The following is a 24,174-nucleotide window of genomic DNA, read 5'->3' as shown; positions in this document are numbered from 1 at the left end:
GGTTTCGTTGATCCCGTCGAACAGATGGAAAACGCGTCGCATAGTATTATGCGGTTAATACACTTGAACCGCGCGGCCATCCCCTCCACACTAGGCGGCAAGGTATTTGGAGACGCGTAATGGCCACGACCGCCGAGACTGTGACCGGGGAAAAGGGGCTGACCCTGACACCGCCCGATCCCGTGCCGACGGTGGCGCCGTCCCAGGCCGCCGGGCTGGTCCCGGTCGACGACAAGACCCGCAGCCAACTGGAGCAGAAGGTCGACGGCTTCGTCGCCGAACTGATCGCGCAGGACGTCAACAGCCCCGAATTCGGCCGCCGCGTCGATGCGATCACCGCCATGGGGCAGAAGGAAATCCGCGAGGCCGCCAGCCAGTCCAACCGCTTCCTCGACCGCCCGGTCAAGGCGATGGACGGCGAGACCGGCGTGGGCAAGGACCTGACCGAACTGCGCCGCGTGGTCGAAAGCCTCGATCCCGGTCGCCAGGGCAATCTCTCGGCACCGCGCAAGCTGCTGGGCATCCTGCCCTTCGGCAACAAGATGCGCGACTATTTCGACGGCTATCGCTCGTCGCAGACGCATATCGCCGCGATCCTGAAGAGCCTGTCCTCGGGCCGCGACGAACTGCTGATGGACAATGCCGCGATCGATACCGAGCGGGCGAACCTGTGGTCGGCGATGGGGCGGCTGGAGCAGATGATCCATCTGTCCAAGACCATGGACGCCAGGCTGGAGGATACCGCCAACGAGCTGGATCACACCGATCCCGCCAAGGCCAAGGCGATCCGCGAGACCGCCTTGTTCTACACGCGCCAGCGGACCCAGGACCTGCTGACCCAGATGGCGGTCACGGTGCAGGGCTATCTGGCGCTCGACCTGGTCAAGAAGAACAATGTCGAGCTGGTGAAGGGCGTCGACCGCGCCTCGACCACCACCGTCTCGGCTTTGCGCACCGCCGTCACCGTGGCGCAGGCGCTGGCCAACCAGAAGCTGGTGCTCGACCAGATCACCGCGCTCAACTCGACCACCGCCAACATCATCGATTCGACCGGCAAGCTGCTGCGCAGCCAGACCGCGCAGATCCATGAGCAGGCGGCGGCCTCGACCATCCCGCTGGAAACGCTGCAACGCGCCTTCCAGAATATCTATGACACGATGGACGCGATCGACAGCTTCAAGCTGAAGGCGCTCGATTCGATGAAGACCACCGTGACCACGCTGGGCAACGAGGTCGAGAAGTCGAAGGGCTATATCGCGCGGGCCGAGGGGGCGCAGAACCCGCAACTGACCGGCGGAGCATCGTCGTCGTCGTTCAAGCTGGAGGCGCTGTAAGCTCGTGACCACACCCCGCTCGAACGAGGTCGATGCCCAGATCGAGCGTGCGCGCGAAGTGATGGCGCGCATCTCGCAGGATTATCGCGGGTCCGCGCAGCAGACCGTCAGGCGGGTGCGCCGGCGCGCGCGCTCGGCCCTGCAACGCGTGATCCTGATCGCGGTCGCCAATGCGGTCATCCTGATCGCGGCGATGGTGACCGGGCTGATCCTGCCCGGCGGCATCGGCATTTTCGGGGCGCTGGCGGCGATGATGCTGATGATCGCGGTGACGCTGGCGATCGCCCTGGCCCCGGCCGCGCGCGCGCCCAGCCCGGCCAGGCTGGCGCAGGTGGATATCAAGGCGCTGCCCGCCCAGACCGAGCGCTGGCTGGAGGCGCAGCGCCCCTTGCTGCCCGCGCCCGCCGTGCAACTGGTCGACCGGATCGGCCAGCGGCTCGACACGCTGTCGCCGCAGCTCGCCGCCGTCGACAACGACACCGCCGAGGCGATGGAGGTCCGCCGCCTGATCGGCGAGCAGCTGCCCGCCTTTCTGCGCGATTATGAGCGCGTGCCCGAGCCGCTCCGCCGGGTCGAGCGCAACGGGCGGACGCCGGATGCGCAGCTGGTCGACGGATTGAAGCTGATCGAACAGGAGATTGGCGACATGACCCAGCGTCTGGCCCAGGCCGATCTCGACAGCCTGTCGACGCGCGGACGCTTCCTGGAAATGAAATATCGCGAGGAAAGAGCGGAATGATCCGGCGCGCGGCGGTGGTCCTGATGGCATTCTCCACCGCCGCGATGGCACAGGATGGCGCGACACAGGCGGATCTGGAGGCAGCGAACGCGGCGTCGCAACTGCTGGGGAAAGGACGCTATCTCGATGCTGCCGAGCGGCTCCGGCCGCTGGCTTTCGATCCGGCCGGCAAGGCGAAGCCGGGTTTCGTCCACGGCCAGTGGCTGGAAATGCGGACGCTGATGACGGCCGAACCCGTAGAGGCCGAGCCCGCACCAGCCGAGGACGCCGAGGCTCGGGCGATGGCGGAGCGGGTCGCCGCCGCGACCCCGCGCGACGCCATCGCCGAGATCGTCGCGCGGGCGGCCCGGACGCGCGTGGTCATCCTCAACGAGAATCACGGCGTTCCCCGGCATCGGGCCTTTGCGCTGGAGGTGGCGCGGGCGCTGCGGCCGCTGGGCTATTCGGTGCTGGCGGCGGAAACCTTCGTCAGCGAAGGGACGCAGGCCGCCATGACCCGCCTGGCGAAAAGCGGTTATCCGACGCTCAACGGTACGGGCTATTATACACGCGACCCCGTGTTCGCCGATTTCGTCCGCCAGTCGCTGTCGCTCGGCTATCGCCCGCTGGCCTATGAGATCACCCAGGCGGAGCGTGGCGGCGGCACGAGTCGCGCCGAGAGCATCGCCCGGCGGGAAGAGGCGCAGGCCAATCACTTGGTCCAGGCGCTGGCGGCCGATCCCAAGGCCAAATTCTTCGTCTATGTCGGTTTCAGCCATGTCACGGAGCGGCTGATCCAGGGCTGGGACGAAGGCACGTATAGCTGGATGGCGACCCGGCTGAAGGCGAAGACCGGCATCGATCCGCTGACCATCGATCAGGTGACCCTGGGGCCGCAAATGGGCCGTGATACCGGGCTTGCCCGCCAGGCCCTGGCGGCGAAGGGTTATGATCGATCGACAATCCTGTTCGACGGCGATCGCCCCGTCACCGTCGGCCAATATGCCGGTGCGGTCGACTTGCAGGTCTATCATCCCGCCGCCCGCAGGGTGAAGGGGCGCCCCGACTGGCTGGCGGCGATGAACCGGCGGCCTTTGGCGATCCCGCCGGGCTTCGTGCCGCAAAGGGGCGAGCGGCTGGTTCAGGCGTTCATCGCGCGCGAAAGCGACGATGCGATTCCGGTCGATCAGGTGCTGGTGCGGGCGGGCGAGGATGTGCCGTCGCTGCTGGTGCCCGGTGACAGGCCATTGCGGCTGGTGATGCAGGACCTGGCTCCGGCAAGGCCGTGACGCGGACGCCGCCGTCCCATCCGCTCCAGAAATGAAAAGAGGCTGCCGGGACGTCATCGCGACGGCCCCGGCAACCCCTAAACATGGTCAGCGGCCGGAGAGCTCCAGCCCGGGAGACCATGCGGGCCTCATGACATCGGACACGGCCGTTGATTGGGGGAGAATACCCCCCGGACCGAATCCATCGATGTCAGAGACCGGCCCCCCGAACGAACTGAACCGACCCCCTTGCTGAACCATGAGACATCGGATCACCTCCTTTCGCTAGTGGATAGCCAACGCGCCCTTTCAAAGTGCGCAACCGCAATGTGCGTAGTCGAAAGTCGATAAACAAGACTTGTAATGCAACGATGTTTGGCCGAGCATCTTGCGCCCGCCAAACGGCCGGGACTCAGCCCCGACAATCCTCGATCACGCGTCCGATCTCGGCATAGGCGGGGATGACGAGCGGCACCTGGCCCGCCTGTTCCATCGTGAACCGCCCCCGGCTGAACGCCATGGCGTCGAGCAGCGGGTCGGCGGCGGGGAGCAGGATTTCCGCCCCCGTCGCGACGGCGCGCGCGGTCAGTGTCTTGGTCGTGCTGGAGGTGCGGACGGTGATGCTCCCGGCGACCGAGGCGGGGCGGTCCAGCCTGATCTGGCGGGTGCGCGGATCGCAGGTCAGCGCCAGCCGCGTGACCCCCGCCGTACCGAACACCGCCGTCGAGCCTTGCGCGGTGCGCCGATAGCGCCAGTCGCCGGGCGTCAGCGGCCAATCGCGCCAGTCGGAGCCCAGCACGGGACGCGGGGCGGGCGGCTGCGGGGCCGGGCGGGGCGTGTGACGGACCGGCGGAGCGGCCTCGGGGCGGGTGGCGGGGATACAGCCCGACAGGGCGGCCGCCGCGACCATCGTCGTGGCGAGGGGGGCAAGGGACAAGCGACGCATTGCCCCCAGCCTATGGGCGAGCATCAACCATCGCTCAACCCCGTGCTGCGGCAGGCCGTGCTGTTGCGGCGGGCACCGGAACCCGGCCTCGCCCTGGCGGGTTTGAAGGGCGATAAACGGAGGTTAAGAATGGCCGATCACGATACGCCGACCCTGATCCTGGTCCAGTCCAATGTCGCGGGCACGCTGAAGCTGGAGAGCCGCGACGGCGACACGATCGGCAGCGTCTATTCCTTCATGGTTCACAAGCGATCGGGCCGCGCGACGCATGCGGTGCTGGCGTTGGGCGGGTTCCTGGGCATGGGCAAGAGCTTTTACCCGGTGCCGTTCAGCCTGTTGCAGTTCGATCCGGTGAACGACCAATATGTCATCACCGTCGACCGCCGCCTGCTGGAAGGCGGCCCGAGTTGGGCCAACAATGCGCCGATCTTCGACCAGGCCTATGCCGACCGGGTGGCGGGCTATTATGGCGTGACGACGGAGAATCTCGACCTGGGGTGAGGGGGCGGAGGAGCGGTTTGCGGGGTTTCCCCGTATCTCCGCAGCCTTGTTCGAATGCCTAAATAATGGCCATTGATACGCCCGAAGCCTTTCGCCCCGCATGACCCGATAGCTCCTCTCCCGGCAGGGGGAGGGGTTGGGGAGGGGCAAAGGCCAAACAGGTCCAGCTTGGGTGAGGGGGCGAGCGAGCCCAGAGGCTCGCGCGCTCGCTTCGCGAGCGCCCACCCCTCACCCAGCTCCGACTAAGCCTTTGCTTTCGCAAAGGCCAAGTCTGCGCAACCCTCTCCCCTCTGTGAGGGGCGAGGGAGAGAAGGCATTACTGAGTATCGATCGGCCCTGACGCGGCCTGGGGTCCCTGCGGTAACCGCGTTAGCGTCACGAACAGCTCCGACCCTGGGCCCTTGCGGCGCGGGCCCTCCCCCATCCCCTCCCGCTTGCGGGAGGGGCGGGTTTGGGGAAGCCGGATGCGTGCCTCATGGGGCGGTCGCCCCTTCGATCAATTCGCCTTGCGCCCGCTGGCGAACTTCTTGCTCTTGCCGAACCGCGTCTTGCGGGTTCCCGGCTTGCCCTCGTTGGAGCGCCCCATGATCGGGGCCTTCTGCTCATGGACGGGCAGGCCCAGTTCCTCATTCTCCAACTGCCGGATCTCGTCGCGCAACCGGCCCGCTTCCTCGAATTCGAGGTCGGCGGCGGCCTTGCGCATCTTCTTTTCGAGTTCCTCGATATAGGCGCGCAGATTGTGGCCGACCATGTGTGGACGGTCTTCGTCGATCGGCACCGTCACCTGGTCTCCGCTCGCCACATGCGCGATGATGTCGCCGATCTGGCGGCGGATCGTCTGCGGCGTGATGCCGTGTTCGGCATTATAGGCCATCTGCTTCTCGCGACGCCGTGACGTCTCCGACATGGCGCGTTCCATCGATCCGGTGATCCGGTCGGCATAGAGGATCACGCGGCCATCGACGTTGCGCGCCGCGCGGCCGATCGTCTGGATCAGCGAGGTTTCGGAGCGCAAGAAGCCTTCCTTGTCCGCGTCCAGGATTGCGACCAGCCCGCATTCGGGAATGTCCAATCCCTCGCGCAGCAGGTTGATGCCTATCAGCACGTCATACACACCCAGCCGCAGGTCGCGGATCAGCTCGATACGCTCCAGCGTCTCGACATCGGAGTGCATGTAGCGGACCTTGATCCCCGCCTCGTGCATATATTCGGTCAGGTCCTCCGCCATCCGCTTGGTCAGCGTGGTGACGAGGGTGCGGTAACCGAGTTCGGTCGTCTTGCGCGCCTCGATGATCAGGTCCTGCACCTGTTCCTCGACCGGCTTGATCTCGACCGGCGGGTCGATCAGGCCGGTGGGGCGGATGACCTGTTCGACGAAGACGCCGCCGGTCTGCTCCATCTCCCAATTGCCGGGCGTGGCCGAGACGCTGACCGTCTGCGGGCGCATCGCGTCCCATTCGTTGAAGCGCAGCGGCCGGTTGTCGATCGCAGAGGGCAGGCGAAAGCCATATTCGGCCAGCGTGATCTTGCGCCGATGGTCGCCGCGCGACATGCCGTTGATCTGGCCGATGGTGACGTGGCTCTCGTCCACGAACAGAACCGCGTTTTCGGGCAGATACTCGAACAAAGTGGGCGGCGGCTCGCCGGGCAGGCGGCCGGTCAGGAAGCGGCTGTAATTCTCGATGCCGTTGCAGCTGCCGGTGGCGGCGATCATCTCCAGGTCGAAATTGGTGCGCTGCTCCAGCCGCTGGCGTTCCAGCAGCTTGCCCTCGATCTCCAGCTCCTTCAGGCGCTCGGCCAGCTCGAACTTGATCGCCTCGACCGCCTGCTTCATCGTCGGGCCCGGCGTCACATAGTGGCTGTTGGCGTAGATGCGCACCGAGTTGAGATGCGCGACCTTCTTGCCGGTCAGCGGGTCGAACTCGACAATCTCCTCGATCTCGTCCCCGAAGAACGAGATGCGCCAGGCCGAATCCTCATAGTGCGAGGGGAAGATTTCGAGATTGTCGCCCTTCACCCGGAAATTGCCGCGCATGAAGGCGGCGTCGTTGCGCTTATACTGGAGCGCGACGAGCTTGCGGATGATCTCGCGCTGGTCGACGCTCTGACCTTTCTTCAGGTCGAAGATCATCGCCGAATAGGTCTCGACCGAGCCGATACCATAGAGGCACGACACCGAGGCGACGATGATGACGTCGTCGCGCTCCAGCAGCGCGCGGGTCGCCGAGTGGCGCATCCGGTCGATCGACTCGTTGATCGAGCTTTCCTTCTCGATATAGGTGTCGGACCGGGGGACATAGGCTTCGGGCTGGTAATAGTCGTAATAGCTGACGAAATATTCGACCGCGTTGTTGGGGAAGAAGTTCTTGAACTCCCCGTACAACTGCGCCGCCAGGATCTTGTTGGGCGCCAGGATCAGCGCGGGGCGCTGCAGCTCCTCGATCACCTTCGCCATGGTGAAGGTCTTGCCCGAGCCCGTGACGCCCAGCAGCACCTGGTCCTTGTCGCCCGCGCGCGCCGCCGCGGTCAGTTCGCGGATCGCGGCGGGCTGGTCGCCGTTCGGCGTATAGTCCGTCACCAGCTCGAACCGCTTGCCGCCCTCGGCCTTTTCGGGGCGCGACGGGCGGTGGGGGATGAAGCTGACCCCGGTTTCGGGCTCGTCGAGGGTGGTTCGGATCTGAATCGCCATGGGGTGGAATATGGGTATCTGTTCCCGTTTCGTCACCCGTCGATCTGGGTTAGCATCGGCCAAAATCGCGAAAAAGGGGAATCCATGCGCCACGTCATCGCCGCCGCGCTTCTGCTGACCGCCGCACCGGCCTTTGCCGAGCCCGATTATGCCGCCGCGGTGAAGGCGGATTACGACCGCGACCTGGGCAAGCTCTGGGACTGGTTCCACCGCAACCCCGAACTGTCCTTTCGCGAGGTGAAGACCGGCGCGCGCATGGCCGCCGAGCTGCGCGCGGTGCCGGGCATGGTCGTGACCGAGAAGGTCGGCGGGACCGGCGTGGTCGGCGTGTTGAAGAACGGCGCGGGGCCGGTCGTGCTGCTGCGCGCCGACATGGACGGGCTGCCGGTCGAGGAGAAATCGGGGCTCGCCAATGCCTCGACCGTGCGACAGGTGGGCGTGGACGGAGTGGAGGCGCCGGTGATGCACGCCTGTGGCCATGACACGCACATCACCGCGATGGTGGCGACCGCGCGGCGGTTGGCGGCGTTGAAGGACCGCTGGCGTGGCACGGTGGTCTTCATCGTCCAGCCCGCCGAGGAACGCGTCGGCGGGGCCAAGGCGATGGTGGCGGACGGGCTCTATAGCCGCTTCCCCAAACCCGATTACGCCGTCGCCTTCCATGTCGATGCCGAGCGCGCGGCGGGCACCGTGTCGGCGTCGGAGGGGATCCAGTACAGCTCGTCCGATTCGGTCGACATCACGGTGCCGGGCATCGGCGCGCACGGGGCGAGCCCGCATATGGGCAAGGACCCGGTCTATATGGCCTCGCAACTGGTCGTCGCGCTCCAGGGGCTGATCAGCCGCGAGCAGCAGCCGCTCAAGCCTGGCGTCATCACGGTGGGCTCCTTCCATGCCGGGTTGAAGCACAACATCATCTCCGACCAGGCGAAGCTCCAGGTAACGGTGCGCGCCAATGACGAGGCGGAGCGGGCGCGGCTGCTGGCGGGCATCAAACGGGTCGCGCGCGGGGTGGGCGAGATGAACGGCATGCCCGAGGACAAGATGCCGGTCGTGACCGTGACCGAGGGGACGCCGACCACGATCAACGACGCCGCGCTGGCCAAAAGGCTGAACGCGGTGATGGCGGCGACCTTCGGGGCCGATCATGTCACGCCGTTCGAGCAGAAGGGGATGGGGGCGGAGGACTTCGCCTATCTGGTCCAGCCGGACAGCGGGGTGCGCGGCTATTATCTGTCGGTCGGCGGTACGCCCGCTGCGGCGCTGGCGGCGGCGAAGGCGGGCGGGCCCGCGATCGCGTCGCACCATTCGCCCCAGTTCAGGATCGCGCCCGAGCCCTCGATCGTGACCGGCGCGGTGGCGACGACGGCGGCGATCCTCGATCTGTTGAAGCCGGGGGCGATGGCGTCGCTCTGACCCGTCGGCGTGGAACGGGCCGGTCGGCGAGCGACCGCCGGCCCGTATCGCGACGCTGCGGCGCGATCAGCGACGGCGGCGTGCGACGCGGGCCTGCCACAGCATCAGGAGCGGGACGACGCCCAGTTCCATCGCCAGCCCCAGCCGATGGCCGGTCGAGGGCGCACCGACCATCGCCCAGGACAGCGCCCGCGCCATGCCGCCCGCGATCACCAGCGCGCCCAGCAGGCGGAAGCGTGCGCCCTTGCGCTCGATCGCGGGCACGCAGGTGACGAAGGCGAGCCCCAGGCCCAGGAAGATGCCCGAGACATAGCGGAACTGGCTGTCGAGATCGGCCGGGATCGACGGTGCATGGCCCAGCCAGCCGGGGCCCCTGACGACGCTGATCCCCCCGATCGACAGCGGCACCAGACAGGCGATCGCAACCACCGCCTGCAGCGCGCGACGCTCGGCGATCAATCCAGGATTTCCTTGCGGACATGGATCGCGCGCAGCGAGATGCGCACCTCGACCATGAAGGCGATCAGGCACAGCGTCAGCAAGCTGACCGACAGGATGAAGGCCAGCGCGATCCAGGTGCCGATATGGAATTTGCCGAGATTGGCGATGAACAGCACCGCGATCACGATGCAGGCCATGACCGCGCTCGACACCGCCAGGAACAGCGCGGCGTTGATGATCGACATGCGCCGGTCGAGCAGCCGCAGCTCCCATTTGTGGCGCAGCAGGTCGGGGCCGTGATCGATCTTGTGGATCATCATCTCCAGCCCGCGCGCCCGGTCGATCACCCGCGCCAGCCGCCCCGCCAGCACGTTCAGCAACTGTCCGATGGCGGCGAGCAGGAAGACGGGGGCCAGCGACAGCTGGATGGTCTGGGCGATGGTGGCGACGGCGGGAAGGGTAGGCATGTCCGCGAAATGGTGGCGTGTCGTGCGCGGTCGGGCAAGGGGGAAGTGCTGCCCCGCCACGGGGCTGCCCGTCACCGAATTCGCGGAGGAACCTTTCGGGCGATCAGCCCTTGGCCAGCATCTTTTCGGCGCTGGTCTTCACGAACTCGCCGATCGGGCCCGCCATCATCGACAGCATCATCGGGATCGTGACGGTGCCGGTGATCGCACGGTCGGCGACCGCCATGTCGGCCTTCACCGTCTGTCCCATCGCGATGATGGTCAGCATCAGCCGGTCGTCGGCGACCCATTCCGAGGAAACCTGTCCGCCGCCGGGAATCTTGGATTCCAGCTTGGGCAGGCCCTGCTCGATCCGGCGCCGCGCCTCGGCATGACCCAGTTCGTGGGGGATGTCGAAATTGACCGATGCCATGGCGCAAATCCTCTCGTCCGGTGAACGGGCGGAGTGGCGGCGCTTTACGTGAACGTCAAGCAGCGAACGGCAAATTATTCAGAATGTTAGGCTGATGCACGGTGAGGGGGAATGGAGCGGGTAACGGGAATCGAACCCGTGTATTCAGCTTGGAAGGCTGCTGCACTACCATTGTGCTATACCCGCTCGGATCCGGCGCCGCTATCGACCCTAGCCGATCGGCGGGGATGGTGGAAGGGACTGGATTCGAACCAGTGTACGCTCACGCGGGCAGATTTACAGTCTGCTGCCTTTAACCACTCGGCCACCCTTCCGGGGTGTCACTCCATCGGAGCGAGGCGCGCCAAATGCCGAAGCAAAGCACCGCTGTCAACGCCGTTTTGCGGGTTTTTTGGCCGGAATGTGCGATCACTCGCTTGCATCGCCCGGGACCGGGACATAGCCTCTGTCCCATATCCGTTACCTGGGGGTTTTCATTTCGATGCGCGTTTCCCTGCTCGCCGCCGTCGCGGCGGCCGCCCTGTTGCCCGTCACCGCCGCCTCCGCCCAGGATCGTGCCGCCGCCAACCGGATCATCGACGAGGGCATGAATCACAGCCAGGCGATGCAGACCGCCCAGCATCTGACCGACGTGATCGGCCCGCGCATGACCAACAGCCCCGCGATGCGCGCCGCCGAAGCCTGGACCGCCGGGCAATTCGCCAAATGGGGGCTGAAGAACGTCCATAAGGAAGGTTTCGCCTTCGGGCGCGGCTGGTCGATCGAACGGGCGAGCGTCCGGATGGTCTCGCCCCGCCCGTTGCAGTTGACCGCAATCCCCATCGCCTGGACGCCCGCCACCAACGGCGCGGTGACCGCCCCGGTGATCGTCGCGCCGATGAAGCGTGAGCGGGACTTCGACAAGTTCCGGGGCCAGCTGCGCGGCAAGATCGTGATGGTGTCGCTGCCCGGCACCGGCGACGAACCCGGCACCGCGCCCTTCCGCCGCCTGTCGGGCGAGGACATCGCCAAGCTCGACCTTTACGTCCAGCCCGAGCATGACCCCGAAAGCGCCGATCGCCGGATGAAGCGGCTGGACTTCGCGCAGAAGCTCGACGCCTTTCTGAAGGCCGAGGGCGCGGTCGCCTATGTCACGCAGAGCTATCGCGACGGCAAGCTGCTCCACGGCGAGGGCTATCTGTTCGGACGCGGCGAGACGCCCGCGGTGCCGGGGATCGAGCTGGCCGCCGAGGATTATCGCCGCCTCGCACGGCTCGCCAAGGTCGGCCCCGCGCCCACCATCGAGGTGCTGAGCGACGTGCGGTACGACGACAGCGACGAGAACGCCTACAACATCATCGCCGAAATCCCCGGCACCGATCCCAGGGCGGGCTATGTGATGGCGGGCGCGCATCTCGACAGCTGGGTCGCAGGCGACGGCGCGGCGGACAATGCGGCGGGCAGCGCGATGGTGATGGAGGCCGCGCGCATCCTCGCTGCCACCGGCCAGCGGCCCCGGCGGACCATCCGCTTCGCGCTCTGGTCGGGCGAGGAGCAGGGGATTCTCGGCTCGATGGCCTATGTCGAGCAGCATCTGGCGACGCGCGGGCGGCCGGGCGATGCGCCGCAGACGGGCCTGAAGCGCTATTATGGCTGGACCAATCGCTGGCCGATCACCCCCAAGCCGGGTTACGGCGACCTCGCCGCTTACTTCAACATCGACAATGGCTCGGGCAAGCTGCGCGGGCTCTATGCCGAGAACAACCCGGCGGCGGTGCCGATGCTGAAGGAATGGCTGTCGCCCTATGCCTCGATGGGGGCGGGCAATGTCGTCCAGCGGACGACGGGGGGTACCGACCATGTCTTCATGCAGGCGGTCGGCGTACAGGGTTTCCAGTTCATCCAGGACCCGCTGGACTATGGCAGCCGCATCCATCACAGCTCGGCCGACACCTTCGATCATTTGAAGGGGGAGGACATGCGCCAGGCCTCAGTCGTGCTCGCGGGGGTCTTGCTCGCGGCGGCGAATGCGGACAAGGCGTTGCCGCGTCCGCCGGTGCCGACCGAACCGGCATCGACCAACCCCTTTGCATATACGGATACCGACGACTGATGGCACGCCGAGGACATCGCCCCAGCCAGGCTTCTTCCAACCGCCCGCGCTTCTGGGGGCGGCATGCGGTGACGGCGGCGCTCGCCAACCCCAACCGCACCGTGCGCAAGATCTGGGGCACGCGCGAGGCGCTGGCCGCGCTCGACCTGCCGCCGGTGGTGCCGATCACCTATGCCGATGTGGCCGATCTGGGCCGCCTGGTCCCCGCCGACGCGCCGCACCAGGGCCTGGTGGCGGAAGTCGATCCGCTGGAGGATATGTGGCTGGGCGATCTGCTGCACGAGGGGCAGGACGACCGGCGGCCGCTGGTCGTGCTCGACCAGGTGACCGATCCGCACAATGTCGGCGCGATCCTGCGTTCGGCCGCCGCGTTCGACGCGCTGGGGATCGTGACCCAGGACCGGCACGCGCCGCCCGAATCGGGCACGGTCGCGCGTTCGGCCAGCGGCGCGCTGGAGACGGTGCCGTGGATCCGCGTCGTCAACCTCGCCCGCGCGCTGGAGGAGATCGCGGAGGCGGGCTTCTGGCGGATCGGCCTGACCGGCCATGCGAACCAGACGCTGGCCGAGGCGATGGGCACGCAGCGCATCTGCATCGTGCTGGGCGCCGAGGGCGAGGGGATGCGCCAGAATACCGAGGCGCATTGCGACGAGCTCGCCAAGCTGCCGATCAGCCCGAAGGTGGAGAGCCTGAACGTCTCCAACGCGGCGGCGATCGCCCTCTATGCGGTGGCGGCACGGTGATGTCTTGGGGCGGCGGGTCTGGTCCTGCCGCCCTTTTTTGCGCGCGGAGCGGATCGTTGTCGACGGCGGAGCGTGGCCTTCGACTGCGCTCAGGCTGAACGGATGTTGGTATGGGTGGCTATGATCCCCAAACTCCGTTCAGCCTGAGCGAAGTCGAAGGCCACGGGTTTCACGCGGAGACGCGGAGGCGCGGAGATGTCCGGCTCCGGGTGATCGAAGCCCGCCATCACGACCGGCAGACTTTGCGACGGCCTGAGGGGATGGAATGGCCTCGCGGCCAAACCCATCATCTCCGCGCCTCCGCGCCTCCGCGCGAACAAAAAAGGCGGGGCCGAAACCCCGCCCTCGACGTTCACGCGCGATGCGCCGTCAGTCCTCCGCCGCGATCCGCACCCGCATCCCGTCCTGTGCCGCGCCGAAGGGCAGCTGGCACGACAGCCGCGAGGTGGCGTCGCGCTCGCTGGTCGAATCGAGCAGATCGTCCTCGTCCGGCCCGATCGCGGGCAGCGTGCCGGCGAATTCGGGATCGACATGGACATGGCAGGTCGCGCACGAGCAGCACCCGCCGCACAGCGCCAGCAATTCGTCGACGCCTGCATCGCGGATGACTTCCATCACCGACAGACCGGCCTCGCCGTCGATTTCGCGTTCTTCCCCGTCGCGGGTCACGACGATAAGCTTGGGCATGTCCATTCTCCTTGTCGGCCCTGATGTCGAAAGCGCCTCTGCCGGGCCTGAACGCGCGGATCAAGCATCATGGGGCTGAGCGCCGAACAGATTCGCGAAAGTCTCGACGCGCTGGCCGCCGCCGAGCCCGCCATCGCCGCAGCCGTGGCGCGCATCGGCTATCCCGAGCCGCGTATCCGCGCGCGCGGCTATGCCACGCTGGTCCGCACCATATTGGGCCAGCAGGTTTCGGTCGCCTCGGCGGATGCGCATTGGCGGCGGCTGCACGAATTGCTGGGCGATGCGACCGATCCGACCCGGATGCATGGCGTCACCGACGAGGCGCTGCGGGGCGCGGGCATCTCGCGCCAGAAGGCGGGCTATCTGCGCAGCCTGGCCGAAGAGGTGACGAGCGGCCGCCTCGATCTGGCCAATCTGCCCGAGGATGACGAAGAGGCGATCGCGAAACTGGTCGCGGTGAAGGGCATCGGCCGCTGGTCGGCGGAGGTCTATCTGCTGTTCGCCGAGGGGCGGACCGATATCTGGCCCGCCGGGGATCTGGCGGTGCAGATCGAGATGGGCCGGATACTGGGCCACGACACGCGGCCCTCGGAAAAGCAGGTGCGCGCTTTGGCGGAGGCGTTTCGCCCCCATCGCAGCGCCTTGGCGATCTTCACCTGGCATCATTATGGCGCGGGCGCGGATGCGGCCCCGGTCTGAGGAAAGGTGGACCGACGGCATGCCCGGAATGAGCAGTCGTTGAACCGCCGAAACAACATATCTTAAGTTTTGACCGGTATCAGGAGAAAGGGTGAGGAGCCAATCTCTTGAATATCAAAGAAAAGTGCCGTGCGGGCGGCCTGTCCATAATGGCCATTCTGGTGCTGGGCGGGGTTGTGACCGGATTCGAGATCGACCGCATCCGGATCGGTGGCCCCCTGGCCGACGCCAATCAGGAGATCAACGATCTCCAGGCGGATATCCTGCCGCCACCTGCCTATATCATCGAGCCCTATCTGGAGGCGACGCTGCTCGTCCAGCATCCGGAAACGCTGCCCCGGCGCCGCGCCGCGCTGGCCATGCTGGAGAAGGATTTCCGGGCGAGCATCGCGCGCTGGCAGCGGTCGGCGATCGGCGACGGGCTGAAGCCGTTGCTCGTCGACCAGGCGGCGCGTCACGCCGACCGCTTCTGGACCGAGCTGGACGATGTGACGATCCCCGCCATCCAGCGCGGCGACCGCGCCGCGGCCGAGACCAGCTATGCCCGGCTGACCCAGGCCTATGCCGCGCATCGCCGCGACATCGACACGCTGGTCGCGTCCGTTACCCGGGCACAGGGGCGCGTGACCGATGCCAGCCTGACGTCGCTGCACAGCACGATCGCGATCCTGGTGGCGCTGGGCCTGGTCATCGCCGCGCTGCTGGCGGGCGGGCTGGTCTATCTCATGCGTCGCGTGCTGGGGCCGGTCGGGGCGACCGCCGATGCGATGCGCCGGATGGCGGGCGGCGACCTGGCGCTGGCGCTCAACGGGGGCGAGCGCACCGACGAGATCGGCACCATGGTCTCGGCGGTCGAAGTGTTCCGCGTCGCCGCGCAGGCGCAGCGGACCAACGCCGACAAGCAGGAAATCGTGGTGCGCGAACTGGCCTGCGCGCTCGACCAGCTGGGCGAAGGGAATATGACGCACCGGATCGGGAACACGCTGCCGGTGGAATATCGCGGGCTGGCCCTGTCCTTCGACGCGACGATGGAGCGGCTGACCCAGACCCTGTCGCGCGTCGCGGCGTCGGCGGGCCATGTCAGGACGGGGGCGACGGAGGTCCGCTCGGCGTCCGACGACCTGTCGCAGCGTACCGAGCAGCAGGCGGCCAGCCTGGAAGAGACGGCGGCGGCGATGGACGAAATCACCACCGGGGTCCGCGAGACGGCCGGGGGTGCGACGCGCGTCAACGCGGCGGTCACCGCCGCGCACCGCGACACCCGGGAATCGGGCAAGGTCGTCCGCCGCGCGGTCGATGCCATGGGGGCGATCGAACGCTCGTCGGGCGAGATTTCCGAGATCATCACGGTCATCGACGGCATCGCGTTCCAGACGAACCTGCTGGCGCTGAACGCCGGGGTGGAGGCGGCGCGCGCGGGCGATGCGGGCAAGGGCTTTGCCGTCGTCGCCAGCGAGGTGCGTGCGCTCGCCCAGCGTTCGGCCGACGCGGCCAGGGATGTGAAGGAGCGTATCCAGACGTCGTCGTCGCAGATCGGCATGGGTGTCGGGCTGGTCAGCGAGGCGGGGCGCGCGCTGGAGGCGATTTCGGTACGGATTGAGGAGATTGCCGGGCTCGTCGCCGAGATCGCGACCTCGGCACAGCGCCAGGCGACCGGGCTGCAACAGGTGAATCTCGCGGTCGCCGATATGGACGGATCGACCCAGCAAAATGCCGCCATGGTCGAACAGGCCCATGCCGCCGCGCGCCATCTGGCGGCGGAGGCCGAGGGGCTGGCACGCGAGGTGGCGCAGTTCCGGCTGACGCGCGGGGACGGACCGGCGGTCCGGGCGCCCGCCGCCGCGGCGCGCCCGGTACTGGCGCTGGCGCGGGCCGGCTGACGGGGTGCGGGTTCGTGGGGACTGGCATCGCCGCGCATGCGCCCTTAAGTCCTGTGGCATGTTGACCCCCGAACAGGCCCGCGACCGGGCCGCCGATATCGTCGCCCGCGCCCGTGCCGCCGGAGCCGATGCCGCCGACGCCATCTTCGCCGCCGATGCCGCGCTGGAGGTGTCGGTACGGCTGGGCGCGCTGGAGGATGTCGGCCGGTCGGAGAGCGAGGAGCTGGGGCTGCGCGTGTTCGTCGGGCGGCGCTCGGCCAGCGTCTCGACCTCGGACCTGTCGGGCGATGCGATGGACCGCGCGGTCGAACGCGCGGTCGCGATGGCGCGCGAGGCGCCGGAGGATCGCTGGGCGGGCCTGGCGCCCGAGGAGCGGCTGCTGCACGGCGCGCCGCCGATGCTCGACCTGGACGATGGCGGCGAGATTGCGCCCGAGGCGCTGCGCGCCGCCGCGCTCGCCGCCGAGGAGGCCGCGCGCGCGGTGCCGGGTGTGACCAATTCCGAAGGGGGCGGCGCCTCCGCCTCGCGCATCGTCACCGCGCTGGCCACCAGCCATGGTTTCGCGGCGGGCTATGCCGCCACCGGCTATGGCCTGTCGGTCAGCGTCGTGGCGGGCGAGGGCGCGGGCATGCAGCGCGATTATGCGCATCATGGCGCGCGCCTGCGTCGCCTGCTCGAAAGCCCCGAGGCGATCGGCACGCGCGCGGGCGAGCGGACCGTGGCGCGGTTGAACCCCGGCAAGCTGGCGAGCGGCGCGATGCCGGTGGTGTTCGATCCGCGCGTCGGATCGTCGCTGGTCGGGCATCTCGTCTCGGCGATCGCGGGGGCGGCGATCACGCGGCGGACCAGCTTCCTGCTCGACCGGCTGGGCGAGCGGGTGATGGCCGAGGGCATCCGTATCGAGGACGATCCGCACCGCCCGCACGGCCTGCGCTCGCGCCCCTTCGACGGCGAGGGGCTGGCGGTGTCGCCGACCGCGATCGTCGAGGACGGGGTGCTGGAGACCTGGCTGCTCGATTCCGCCTCCGCGCGGCAGCTGGGGCTGGAGCCGACCGGCCATGCCGCGCGCGGCACGGCGGGCGCGCCGGGCGTCTCGACCAGCAACCTCTATATGGTGGCGGGCCGGGTGCCGGTCGACACGCTGATTGGCGACATCGCCGACGGCGTCTATGTGACCGAGCTGATCGGCAGCGGGGTCAATCCGGTGACCGGCGACTATAGCCGGGGCGCGGCGGGCTTTCGCATCGTCGGCGGGCGGATCGCGGAGCCGGTTGCGGAGTTCACCGTGGCAGGCAATCTGAAGGATATGTTCCTCGCCATGACCCCGGCCAATGATCTGGAGTTCCGCTACGGCGTCAACGTGCCCACGCTGCGCATCGATGGAATGACGGTTGCCGGCGGCTGACCCGATCCCCGCCCGGGACCTGATCCCGGCGGTCGTGGCGGCGGCGCGCGAGGCGGCGGCGATGGCGCTTGCCCGCTGGCGTACCGATTTCCGCCAATGGGAAAAGACCCCCGGCAGCCCGGTGTGCGAGGTCGATCTGGACGTCGACCGGATGCTCCATGCCCGGCTGACCGCGCTGGTCCCCGATGCGGGTTGGCTGTCCGAGGAGACGGCGGACAAGCCCGACCGGCTGGCCGCACGCCGGGTCTGGGTGGTCGATCCGATCGACGGCACGCGCGACTATATCCGGGGGCGCGAGGGCTGGGCGGTGTCGGTCGCGCTGGTCGAGGACGGGCGGCCGGTGATCGGCGTGCTGGCCGCCCCCGCGCGCGGCGAGCTGTGGCTGGCGCAGGCGGGGCAGGGCGCGACGCGCAACGGGCGCGCGCTGAGTGCGGGCTATTGCCGCCAGATGCCCGGCGCGCGGGTGCCGGTCGATGCGCTGCCCAAGGCCGATCGCGATCTGGTCGCCGTCTTCAAGCCCAATTCGATCGCACTGCGCATCGCGATGGTCGCCGCCGACGAAGCCGATCTGGTCGCCACGCTGCGCTGGGGCAATGAATGGGACATCGCCGCCGCCGCGCTGATCGCGTCCGAGGCGGGGGCGGGGGTTGCCGATGCGCTGGGCCAGCCGCTGCTCTTCAACAAGCCCGATCCGCGCGCCTTTGGCGTCCTGGTGACGGCGCGGGGTCTTCAGGCTCCGGCGGTCGAACGGCTCGGCCCCCGCGCCCGCGAGGTCATCGTACCCGTCACCGGCTGAGCATCTGCTCGACCCATTCGGGCACCAGCTGCCCCGCCGGACCCAGGCGGCTTTCGTCGAACCAGCCGCTCCCCTCCGAGCGATCGAGGTTCAGCTCCAGCGTCGCCGCGCCATATTCGCGCGCCATCCGCACGAACCCGGCGGCGGGATAGACCGCGCCCGAGGTGCCGATCGACACGAACAGATCGGCCTCGGCCAGCGCCGCCTCGATCCGGTCCATGTGATAGGGGATCTCGCCGAAGAACACGATGTCGGGGCGAAGCGCGCGCGTGGCGCAGGCGGGACAGGCGGTGCCGGGTGGGAGATCGTCCTGCCAGTCGAACCGCTCCCCACAGCCCGCGCACAGGGCCCGTTTCAACGCGCCGTGCATATGCAACAGCCGCTTCGCCCCCGCCCGCTCGTGCAGGTCATCGACATTCTGCGTGACGATCAGCAACTCGCCCGGCCATTCGCGGTCGAGCCGCGCGAGTGCGTCATGCGCGGCGTTGGGCGCGACCGTCGCCAACGCCGCGCGCCGCCGATCATAGAAAAGGTGGACAAGGTCCGGATCGGCGGCGAGCGCCTCGGGCGTGCACACATCCTCGACCCGGTGCCCCTCCCACAGCCCGCCGGGCCCGCGAAAGGTGGCGATGCCGGACTCGGCCGAGATGCCTGCGCCGGTCAGGATGACGATGTTCGGGATCACGGTCATCTGAAAGAGAGTCCTTGCCATTGCCTGGGTGAAACGATCCAGCCTTAACGGTACAAGAGGTCGTTTTCAGTGCGGCGATCAACAGGATGCCACTCATCGCGAAGCCTTTGGCGGCAGGAGCGTCGAAATGCCCGGAGAGCCTTTTCATGGTACAGGCACGATGCCGAAATAATCGCCGCCCACGGCGTTGGTAAGGCATGGTCCCAGACTCCGGGCATCGGCCGCTCCTCCATCCTGATAGACTATCATGCAGTGTTGTCGGGCTGCGATGTAGGCATCGGGACGCCGACGGATCGCATCGAAAAAGGGCATGCCAGGTCTCTCGCCGCGGACAGCGGCGCGCGCATTGCTTTCGGCATGATTGGCCAGGATGAGTGCGAAATCCTGTGACGGCGGACATTGTGGATCACCACGTCGCTTTTGCCAACAGAACAGATAGGCCCGATCGCGCATCTTTTGAGTCGAACGTGACCACGTCGCGTCGGAGAGCCGCCAATCACTCGTGGGACCATAGGTGGACCGCTGCTGCTCGGCGTGGAGTTGTTCTGCGGTTGGGGGCGTCTCGCGTGTCCCACAGGCGATGAGCGGCAGGGGCAGCGCTGCGATCATCAGCATCCTTATCGTGCGGTGCAAGGTTGTTCGTCCCCGTCGCTATTCCGGGCAGTACCGGCTCTGCATCACGGATCATAGCATCGGCTGGGCGGACGGATTGGCAATCAAATTTTGCGCGACACGCCGCACAAATGATCGCTGATCGGTTCTGCGATCGCTAACCGCCGGTTTCCACTCGCCCGGACCTGTGCCAAGGAAATCCGCATGACCACCCGCACTCTCCTGTCGCCAAAGGCCCCCGCATGACCGCCATCGGCATCTATGGCAGCGCCGGGCGCATGGGCCGCGCTATTGCTGAGCTGATCGAGGGCGAGGGCGCCACGTTGGCGGGGGGGTGCGACTCGCATGACGATCCGGCCGCGCTGGCGGCACGCGCCGATGTGCTGGTGGATTTCTCGATCGCGGGGGCGCTCGACGCGCATCTGGCGGCCGCGCGGGCGGCGGGAACGCCGATCGTGATCGGTACCACCGGCCTGTCGCCCGCGCAGCATGCCGCGATCGACGCGGCGGCGGCGGACATCGCGGTGCTCCAGACCGGCAACACCTCGCTCGGCATCACGCTGCTCGCCAATCTGGTGCGCGAGGCCGCGGCGCGGCTGGGCAGCGACTGGGATATCGAGATCACCGAGATGCACCACCGGCACAAGGTCGATGCGCCCTCGGGCACCGCGCTCCTTCTGGGCGAAGCGGCGGCGGCGGGGCGGGGGCATCCGCTGTCCGAACTGCGCGTCGATGGCCGTGCCGGGCTGGTCGGCGCGCGGACCGAGGGGACGATCGGGCTGGCGGCCCTGCGCGGTGGCTCGGTGATCGGCGATCATGAGGTGATCTTCGCGGGCGAGGGCGAGCGCGTGACGCTGGGCCATTTCGCGCAGGACCGCAGCATCTTCGCGCGCGGCGCGGTGCGCGCGGCGCTGTGGCTCGCGGGGCAGGCGCCGGGCCGCTATCGCATGGGCGACGTGCTGGGCCTGTAACGGACATGAAGAAGGCGGACGTCGTCGAATTCTACCACCGGCTGGCGGAGGCGAACCCGCATCCCGAGACCGAGCTGGAATTCCGCAATCCCTATACGCTGGTGGTCGCGGTCGCGCTGTCCGCGCAGGCCACCGATATCGGCGTCAACAAGGCGACGCGCGCCTTGTTCGCCGAGGTCGACACGCCGCAAAAGATGCTCGAACTGGGCGAGGATGGGCTGAAGCAGCACATCAAGACGATCGGCCTGTTCAACACCAAGGCCAAGAACGTCATCGCCCTGTCGCAGATGCTGGTCGACGATTATGGCGGCGAGGTGCCTGAGGATCGCGCGGCGCTGGAGCGGCTGCCCGGCGTGGGGCGCAAGACCGCCAATGTCGTGCTGAACGTGGCCTTCGGGCAGGAGACCTTCGCGGTCGACACGCATATCTTCCGTGTCTGCAACCGCACCGGACTGGCCAAGGGCAAGACGGTGCTGGCGGTCGAACTCAAGCTGGACAAGGCGACGCCCGCGCCGTTCCGCGTCCATGCCCATCACTGGCTGATCCTGCACGGCCGCTATATCTGCAAGGCCCGGCGGCCCGAATGCTGGCGCTGCCCGGTTGAGGACCTGTGCGCCTATCGCCCCAAGACGCCCGCCCCTGCGGCCAAATCCGGAAAAGCGCCCGTGGCGGCATAAAAGGGCTGGCGCGTGCGGACGGGCGATGCTAGTCGGCTCGCCCACGCACCCGTAGCTCAGCTGGATAGAGCGCTGCCCTCCGAAGGCAGAGGCCACAGGTTCGAATCCTGTCGGGTGCGCCATATCTGTTCAGCTTTGGGCACTGCGGCACCCGGCGTCTGGGATGCTATGATCGCGCGTTCCAGCATCGCGTTGCGCCCCGTGATCCGAACCTCGCGGTCGCCGACTTCGACGCGGTCCACGAGCAGGTGGATGTATTCCTTGCGTGTCCTGCCGTCCGACTCGTCTAGCTTACGGCGAAGCAGATCGCCAAACCGGGCGATGATTTCAGGCGTGATTCGCCGATCACCGGCGTCGAGCTGCCGTTCGAGGACGGCGATGTCGGCTTGGGTACTGGCCTTCTGCGCACGGATGTTGCCGAGTTCACTGGCGACTTGCGGATCGTCGGGGCTCAGCGTGTTGTTCCGGACCAGCCTGATTACGCTGGCGCTTTCGCCATCGAGTTGGGTCAGCTGGGCGCGTAGCCGCTTCAGTTCAGCGGCGCGCTCGGCGACGGCGGTGGCCGACCGGTCCAGCCATGTCTGCAGAAGCGTGGTCAGCCGTTCCGGCTGGACGAGATGACGGGTCACCGCGCCGACGACCAGATCGTCCAGCTGCTCCATCGGAACGCGGCGTCCCGTGCACGCGTCCGGCCCGCGCTTGATCCGCGCCGAACAGGCGTAATAGCGATACTGGCCGGATTTGCCGGTGCTCGTCATCATCCCGGCGCCGCAACCGTCCCCACCGCAACCGCAGACCGCGCGGCTGGTCAGCAGATTCGTATTCGTCTTCGCCGCCGCTTCGCCCATCCGCGGGTCGCGGTCGGCCATCTGCTGGCGGACCGCGTAGAACGTCTCTTCATCGATGATCGGCGGCACCGGGATCGGCACCCACTCGCTTTCCGGCCGCGTCTCACCGGTGCGAGAATTCCGGCGGTTGAAGATGACATAGCCTATATAGGCGGTGTTGGTCAGGATGTTGTGCAACGTCCCGATGCTGAACCGCTTGCCCCGGATGCGATAGCCGCGTTCGTTGAGGTGATGCGCCAAGCCCGTGACGCCGATCGGGCCGCTCGCCGTGCCTTCGCGATACGTCTTGAAGATGTACCGCACCATGTCGACCGTCTCGGGGTCGTGCTCCAGCTTCTTGCGGTCCTTGCCGCGCGCCTGCGGCACGGTGCAGGTGCGAAAGCCGATCGGCGGCGTCTGCCCGTTCCAAAAGCCGTTCACGGCATTGGCCACCATGGTGCGGCGAACATGCTTGGCGTTCTCGGCCGAATGATATTCGTCGAAGATGGCGAGCATCGACACGGCTAGGTCGGACGTTGGATCGTCGCCGAAATCCTGCGTCACCGAAATAATGCGGATTTTCTTGCTGCGGAGCCGCTCGCGATACTGCATGAAGTCGAGCGCATTGCGGAACAGCCGCGACAGCGAATGCGCGAGGATGATGTCGACCGGACGCTCATTCGACTCGGCGAGCGCGATCATCTCACGAAAGGCGCGCCGATGATCGTCGGTGGCGCTGCCCGCTTCCGAGAAGACCCTGACGGCCTGCGCGCCATGATCCTCGATCCACCGTTCGGCGGTGGCGATCTGATCCGGCAACGACAAGTCGTTCTTTTCCTGCCGCGTCGTCGATACCCGCGCATAGACGAAGACGCGCTTACCCGCGAACGTGTCGCTTCCCATTGTTAGACCTTTCGAACAGCGCGGCGATCTCGCCGCCGAACAGCCGATCGATCAGCGCGACCTCCTGTTCGAGGGTCGACCATGAATCGTCGAAGGCCGCGCTGACAAGCCCCGGATCGTTGATACGCGCATCACTGCCCGGCGACGCGGAGGTCACTTGGGTCGTTGAAGGTGATGCTTGCCGGCTCATGGGCCGGGCGTCGCAGGTTCAGCGCGACGCCGTTGCGGGGGGCGCTCGCGAATTTTCCAGAAGTGCCTGCGTTACCGGTTCACCGTGTGAGGTCGACAAGAAGGAGCCGAGTTTTCGATGTCTTGCTGTCTATCGCAGGCTGGTCGATGGCGTTCCCGATTTCCCATCACAGAACGGTGGTTTTGGGAAATGGCAATCGGGAACGGATTTTGAGAATGTCCATGTCCCAGGCATACGTTGGACCACCCGACTCAACCGGAATCCTACCTCGGGTTCGTTTTCGGGAACGTGATCACGCCGTTTGCCGGCGGGGCATAGGCCGCTAGAGTAAGCCGAAGGTTGAGCGAGGACGGCAATGGAAGCAGCGTGCCAGTGTAATCAGTTGAAGATGGAGCTGCCGTCACGCCCTCTCATAACGATCGCGTGCCACTGTATCGATTGCCAGAAACGAACCGGCGCACCTTTCGGCGTTCTCGCCTATTACCGGGTAGATCAAGTTTCGATTACCGGCGAGGCCAGAACCTACGAGCGTGTTTCTGCCGCAGGCAACAAGGTCGAAACATCCTTCTGTCCGGTTTGCGGATCAACTGTCTGCCTTAAACTCGCCAAGCAGCCTGGCCTCCTTGGCGTTGCGCTCGGGGCGATTGCCGATCCGGGCTTTGCCGCGCCATCATGGTCCGTATGGGAACAGTCCAAACATCATTGGATCGACATGCCGGGTGAGGTGCAGCACTTCCCGCAAGGCGATTAGCGGCTTCCCGATCAACCATGCTTGATCGGGAATGAGAAACGGTTCTCGAAACCCGTCC

22 protein-coding genes, 3 tRNA genes and 1 pseudogene are annotated in these 24,174 nt (G+C 67.2%); 15 read left to right on the top strand and 11 right to left on the bottom strand.

What is annotated here, in order from left to right:
* Window positions 1–119 precede the first annotated feature (119 nt).
* The 3 genes from ABIC44_RS13015 to ABIC44_RS13005 are packed head-to-tail and all read left to right on the top strand — an operon-like array spanning window position 120 to window position 3,341.
* The gene (locus ABIC44_RS13015) at window positions 120–1,334 is read left to right on the top strand and encodes a toxic anion resistance protein (protein ID WP_354295892.1); all 1,215 of its coding nucleotides are present in this window, start codon (window positions 120–122) and stop codon (window positions 1,332–1,334) included.
* Window positions 1,335–1,338: 4 nt separating this feature from the next.
* On the top strand, window positions 1,339–2,073 hold the full coding sequence (locus ABIC44_RS13010) for a hypothetical protein (protein WP_354295890.1): 735 nt from the start codon (window positions 1,339–1,341) through the stop codon (window positions 2,071–2,073).
* The gene (locus ABIC44_RS13005; RefSeq protein ID WP_354295889.1) at window positions 2,070–3,341 is read left to right on the top strand and encodes a hypothetical protein; all 1,272 of its coding nucleotides are present in this window, start codon (window positions 2,070–2,072) and stop codon (window positions 3,339–3,341) included. The genes ABIC44_RS13010 and ABIC44_RS13005 overlap by 4 nt, the downstream gene beginning before the upstream one ends.
* Window positions 3,342–3,732: 391 nt before the next feature.
* Here the strand turns inward: ABIC44_RS13005 and ABIC44_RS13000 are convergent, their stop codons facing one another.
* Window positions 3,733–4,266: a hypothetical protein gene (locus tag ABIC44_RS13000; protein WP_354295888.1), complete on the bottom strand. Its 534-nt coding sequence runs from the start codon at window positions 4,264–4,266 to the stop codon at window positions 3,733–3,735.
* Between the two features lie 129 nt (window positions 4,267–4,395).
* Between ABIC44_RS13000 and ABIC44_RS12995 the strand changes: the two genes are divergently transcribed.
* A complete protein-coding gene (locus ABIC44_RS12995; RefSeq protein ID WP_309697282.1) occupies window positions 4,396–4,767 on the top strand; it encodes a PRC-barrel domain-containing protein in 372 nt (123 codons plus the stop codon).
* A 496-nt stretch (window positions 4,768–5,263) separates the two neighbouring features.
* On the opposite strand, the gene uvrB is transcribed toward ABIC44_RS12995, so the two are convergent.
* Complete coding sequence (gene uvrB / locus ABIC44_RS12990) at window positions 5,264–7,456, bottom strand: excinuclease ABC subunit UvrB (RefSeq protein ID WP_309697280.1); 2,193 nt, start codon at window positions 7,454–7,456, stop codon at window positions 5,264–5,266.
* An 84-nt stretch (window positions 7,457–7,540) separates the two neighbouring features.
* Between uvrB and ABIC44_RS12985 the strand changes: the two genes are divergently transcribed.
* Window positions 7,541–8,872 carry an amidohydrolase gene (locus tag ABIC44_RS12985; RefSeq protein WP_354295887.1) on the top strand — a complete coding sequence of 444 codons (1,332 nt, stop codon included), beginning with the start codon at window positions 7,541–7,543 and terminating at the stop codon, window positions 8,870–8,872.
* Between the two features lie 66 nt (window positions 8,873–8,938).
* Here ABIC44_RS12985 and ABIC44_RS12980 read toward each other — a convergent pair whose 3' ends face one another.
* The 5 genes from ABIC44_RS12980 to ABIC44_RS12960 all read right to left on the bottom strand — a co-directional run bounded on the left by ABIC44_RS12980 (window position 8,939) and on the right by ABIC44_RS12960 (window position 10,506).
* The gene (locus ABIC44_RS12980) at window positions 8,939–9,331 is read right to left on the bottom strand and encodes a DUF4345 domain-containing protein (RefSeq protein ID WP_354295885.1); all 393 of its coding nucleotides are present in this window, start codon (window positions 9,329–9,331) and stop codon (window positions 8,939–8,941) included.
* Window positions 9,328–9,780: a DUF2721 domain-containing protein gene (locus ABIC44_RS12975; RefSeq protein WP_307100671.1), complete on the bottom strand. Its 453-nt coding sequence runs from the start codon at window positions 9,778–9,780 to the stop codon at window positions 9,328–9,330. The genes ABIC44_RS12980 and ABIC44_RS12975 overlap by 4 nt, the downstream gene beginning before the upstream one ends.
* A gap of 103 nt (window positions 9,781–9,883) precedes the next feature.
* Window positions 9,884–10,192: a polyhydroxyalkanoic acid system family protein gene (locus ABIC44_RS12970; protein WP_309701012.1), complete on the bottom strand. Its 309-nt coding sequence runs from the start codon at window positions 10,190–10,192 to the stop codon at window positions 9,884–9,886.
* Window positions 10,193–10,304: 112 nt separating this feature from the next.
* Window positions 10,305–10,378: transfer RNA gene (locus ABIC44_RS12965), tRNA-Gly, on the bottom strand.
* A gap of 42 nt (window positions 10,379–10,420) precedes the next feature.
* A tRNA-Tyr gene (locus ABIC44_RS12960) sits at window positions 10,421–10,506 on the bottom strand.
* Window positions 10,507–10,673: 167 nt separating this feature from the next.
* On the opposite strand from ABIC44_RS12960, the gene ABIC44_RS12955 reads away from it, so the two are divergent.
* Together ABIC44_RS12955 and rlmB are read left to right on the top strand one after the other, a co-directional pair.
* Complete coding sequence (locus ABIC44_RS12955) at window positions 10,674–12,284, top strand: M20/M25/M40 family metallo-hydrolase (RefSeq protein WP_354295884.1); 1,611 nt, start codon at window positions 10,674–10,676, stop codon at window positions 12,282–12,284.
* The gene (gene rlmB, locus ABIC44_RS12950) at window positions 12,284–13,027 is read left to right on the top strand and encodes a 23S rRNA (guanosine(2251)-2'-O)-methyltransferase RlmB (RefSeq protein WP_307100665.1); all 744 of its coding nucleotides are present in this window, start codon (window positions 12,284–12,286) and stop codon (window positions 13,025–13,027) included. Before ABIC44_RS12955 ends, rlmB begins: the two co-directional genes overlap by 1 nt.
* Before the next feature lie 369 nt (window positions 13,028–13,396).
* On the opposite strand, the gene ABIC44_RS12945 is transcribed toward rlmB, so the two are convergent.
* Window positions 13,397–13,714: a 2Fe-2S iron-sulfur cluster-binding protein gene (locus ABIC44_RS12945; RefSeq protein ID WP_267434059.1), complete on the bottom strand. Its 318-nt coding sequence runs from the start codon at window positions 13,712–13,714 to the stop codon at window positions 13,397–13,399.
* 69 nt (window positions 13,715–13,783) lie between these two features.
* On the opposite strand from ABIC44_RS12945, the gene ABIC44_RS12940 reads away from it, so the two are divergent.
* From ABIC44_RS12940 to ABIC44_RS12925, 4 genes are all read left to right on the top strand, one after another.
* Window positions 13,784–14,413, top strand: a complete 630-nt coding sequence (locus ABIC44_RS12940; protein ID WP_354295881.1) for a DNA-3-methyladenine glycosylase family protein — start codon at window positions 13,784–13,786, stop codon at window positions 14,411–14,413.
* 107 nt (window positions 14,414–14,520) lie between these two features.
* On the top strand, window positions 14,521–16,293 hold the full coding sequence (locus ABIC44_RS12935; protein ID WP_354295880.1) for a methyl-accepting chemotaxis protein: 1,773 nt from the start codon (window positions 14,521–14,523) through the stop codon (window positions 16,291–16,293).
* A 58-nt stretch (window positions 16,294–16,351) separates the two neighbouring features.
* The gene (locus ABIC44_RS12930; protein WP_354295879.1) at window positions 16,352–17,698 is read left to right on the top strand and encodes a TldD/PmbA family protein; all 1,347 of its coding nucleotides are present in this window, start codon (window positions 16,352–16,354) and stop codon (window positions 17,696–17,698) included.
* A complete protein-coding gene (locus tag ABIC44_RS12925) occupies window positions 17,685–18,494 on the top strand; it encodes a 3'(2'),5'-bisphosphate nucleotidase CysQ (protein WP_309701025.1) in 810 nt (269 codons plus the stop codon). The genes ABIC44_RS12930 and ABIC44_RS12925 overlap by 14 nt, the downstream gene beginning before the upstream one ends.
* Here the strand turns inward: ABIC44_RS12925 and ABIC44_RS12920 are convergent.
* Together ABIC44_RS12920 and ABIC44_RS12915 are read right to left on the bottom strand one after the other, a co-directional pair.
* Window positions 18,484–19,185: an NAD-dependent deacylase gene (locus tag ABIC44_RS12920; RefSeq protein WP_354295878.1), complete on the bottom strand. Its 702-nt coding sequence runs from the start codon at window positions 19,183–19,185 to the stop codon at window positions 18,484–18,486. The two genes, ABIC44_RS12925 and ABIC44_RS12920, sit on opposite strands and share 11 nt — an antisense overlap.
* A 144-nt stretch (window positions 19,186–19,329) precedes the next feature.
* Window positions 19,330–19,794 (bottom strand): hypothetical protein, encoded by a 465-nt coding sequence (locus ABIC44_RS12915; RefSeq protein WP_354295877.1) that lies wholly within the window; start codon window positions 19,792–19,794, stop codon window positions 19,330–19,332.
* A 245-nt stretch (window positions 19,795–20,039) separates the two neighbouring features.
* Here ABIC44_RS12915 and dapB point away from each other — a divergent pair, with 245 nt between their 5' ends.
* The 3 genes from dapB to ABIC44_RS12900 all read left to right on the top strand — a co-directional run bounded on the left by dapB (window position 20,040) and on the right by ABIC44_RS12900 (window position 21,567).
* Entirely contained in the window at window positions 20,040–20,768 is a 729-nt protein-coding gene (dapB, locus tag ABIC44_RS12910; RefSeq protein ID WP_309701031.1) for a 4-hydroxy-tetrahydrodipicolinate reductase, read from the top strand.
* A gap of 5 nt (window positions 20,769–20,773) precedes the next feature.
* On the top strand, window positions 20,774–21,445 hold the full coding sequence (nth, locus tag ABIC44_RS12905; RefSeq protein WP_309697255.1) for an endonuclease III: 672 nt from the start codon (window positions 20,774–20,776) through the stop codon (window positions 21,443–21,445).
* Window positions 21,446–21,490: 45 nt separating this feature from the next.
* Window positions 21,491–21,567 (top strand) — tRNA-Arg (locus ABIC44_RS12900).
* A gap of 564 nt (window positions 21,568–22,131) precedes the next feature.
* On the opposite strand, the pseudogene ABIC44_RS12895 reads toward ABIC44_RS12900, so the two are convergent.
* Window positions 22,132–23,175 (bottom strand): annotated as a pseudogene (locus tag ABIC44_RS12895) (recombinase family protein); the annotation flags it as partial.
* 545 nt (window positions 23,176–23,720) lie between these two features.
* Between ABIC44_RS12895 and ABIC44_RS12890 the strand changes: the two are divergent.
* Window positions 23,721–24,116 (top strand): GFA family protein, encoded by a 396-nt coding sequence (locus tag ABIC44_RS12890; protein WP_502959847.1) that lies wholly within the window; start codon window positions 23,721–23,723, stop codon window positions 24,114–24,116.
* Window positions 24,117–24,174: the final 58 nt, after the last annotated feature.

The sequence above is a fragment of the Sphingomonas sp. 1185 genome (assembly GCF_040544655.1).
Taxonomy (GTDB): domain Bacteria; phylum Pseudomonadota; class Alphaproteobacteria; order Sphingomonadales; family Sphingomonadaceae; genus Sphingomonas.
The sequence above is the reverse complement of the archived record's forward strand: the minus strand, read 5'-3'. Positions and strand labels throughout refer to the sequence as shown.

Coding starts and splice junctions, on each gene's coding strand:
- ABIC44_RS13015 (WP_354295892.1), top strand. CDS start 120: ATGGCCACGACCGCCGAGACTGTGACCGGGGAAAAGGGGCTGACCCTG.
- ABIC44_RS13005 (WP_354295889.1), top strand. CDS start 2,070: ATGATCCGGCGCGCGGCGGTGGTCCTGATGGCATTCTCCACCGCCGCG.
- ABIC44_RS13000 (WP_354295888.1), bottom strand. CDS start 4,266: ATGCGTCGCTTGTCCCTTGCCCCCCTCGCCACGACGATGGTCGCGGCG.
- ABIC44_RS12995 (WP_309697282.1), top strand. CDS start 4,396: ATGGCCGATCACGATACGCCGACCCTGATCCTGGTCCAGTCCAATGTC.
- uvrB (WP_309697280.1), bottom strand. CDS start 7,456: ATGGCGATTCAGATCCGAACCACCCTCGACGAGCCCGAAACCGGGGTC.
- ABIC44_RS12985 (WP_354295887.1), top strand. CDS start 7,541: ATGCGCCACGTCATCGCCGCCGCGCTTCTGCTGACCGCCGCACCGGCC.
- ABIC44_RS12975 (WP_307100671.1), bottom strand. CDS start 9,780: ATGCCTACCCTTCCCGCCGTCGCCACCATCGCCCAGACCATCCAGCTG.
- ABIC44_RS12970 (WP_309701012.1), bottom strand. CDS start 10,192: ATGGCATCGGTCAATTTCGACATCCCCCACGAACTGGGTCATGCCGAG.
- ABIC44_RS12955 (WP_354295884.1), top strand. CDS start 10,674: ATGCGCGTTTCCCTGCTCGCCGCCGTCGCGGCGGCCGCCCTGTTGCCC.
- rlmB (WP_307100665.1), top strand. CDS start 12,284: ATGGCACGCCGAGGACATCGCCCCAGCCAGGCTTCTTCCAACCGCCCG.
- ABIC44_RS12945 (WP_267434059.1), bottom strand. CDS start 13,714: ATGCCCAAGCTTATCGTCGTGACCCGCGACGGGGAAGAACGCGAAATC.
- ABIC44_RS12940 (WP_354295881.1), top strand. CDS start 13,784: ATGGGGCTGAGCGCCGAACAGATTCGCGAAAGTCTCGACGCGCTGGCC.
- ABIC44_RS12930 (WP_354295879.1), top strand. CDS start 16,352: ATGTTGACCCCCGAACAGGCCCGCGACCGGGCCGCCGATATCGTCGCC.
- ABIC44_RS12920 (WP_354295878.1), bottom strand. CDS start 19,185: ATGACCGTGATCCCGAACATCGTCATCCTGACCGGCGCAGGCATCTCG.
- ABIC44_RS12915 (WP_354295877.1), bottom strand. CDS start 19,794: ATGATCGCAGCGCTGCCCCTGCCGCTCATCGCCTGTGGGACACGCGAG.
- dapB (WP_309701031.1), top strand. CDS start 20,040: ATGACCGCCATCGGCATCTATGGCAGCGCCGGGCGCATGGGCCGCGCT.
- nth (WP_309697255.1), top strand. CDS start 20,774: ATGAAGAAGGCGGACGTCGTCGAATTCTACCACCGGCTGGCGGAGGCG.
- ABIC44_RS12890 (WP_502959847.1), top strand. CDS start 23,721: ATGGAAGCAGCGTGCCAGTGTAATCAGTTGAAGATGGAGCTGCCGTCA.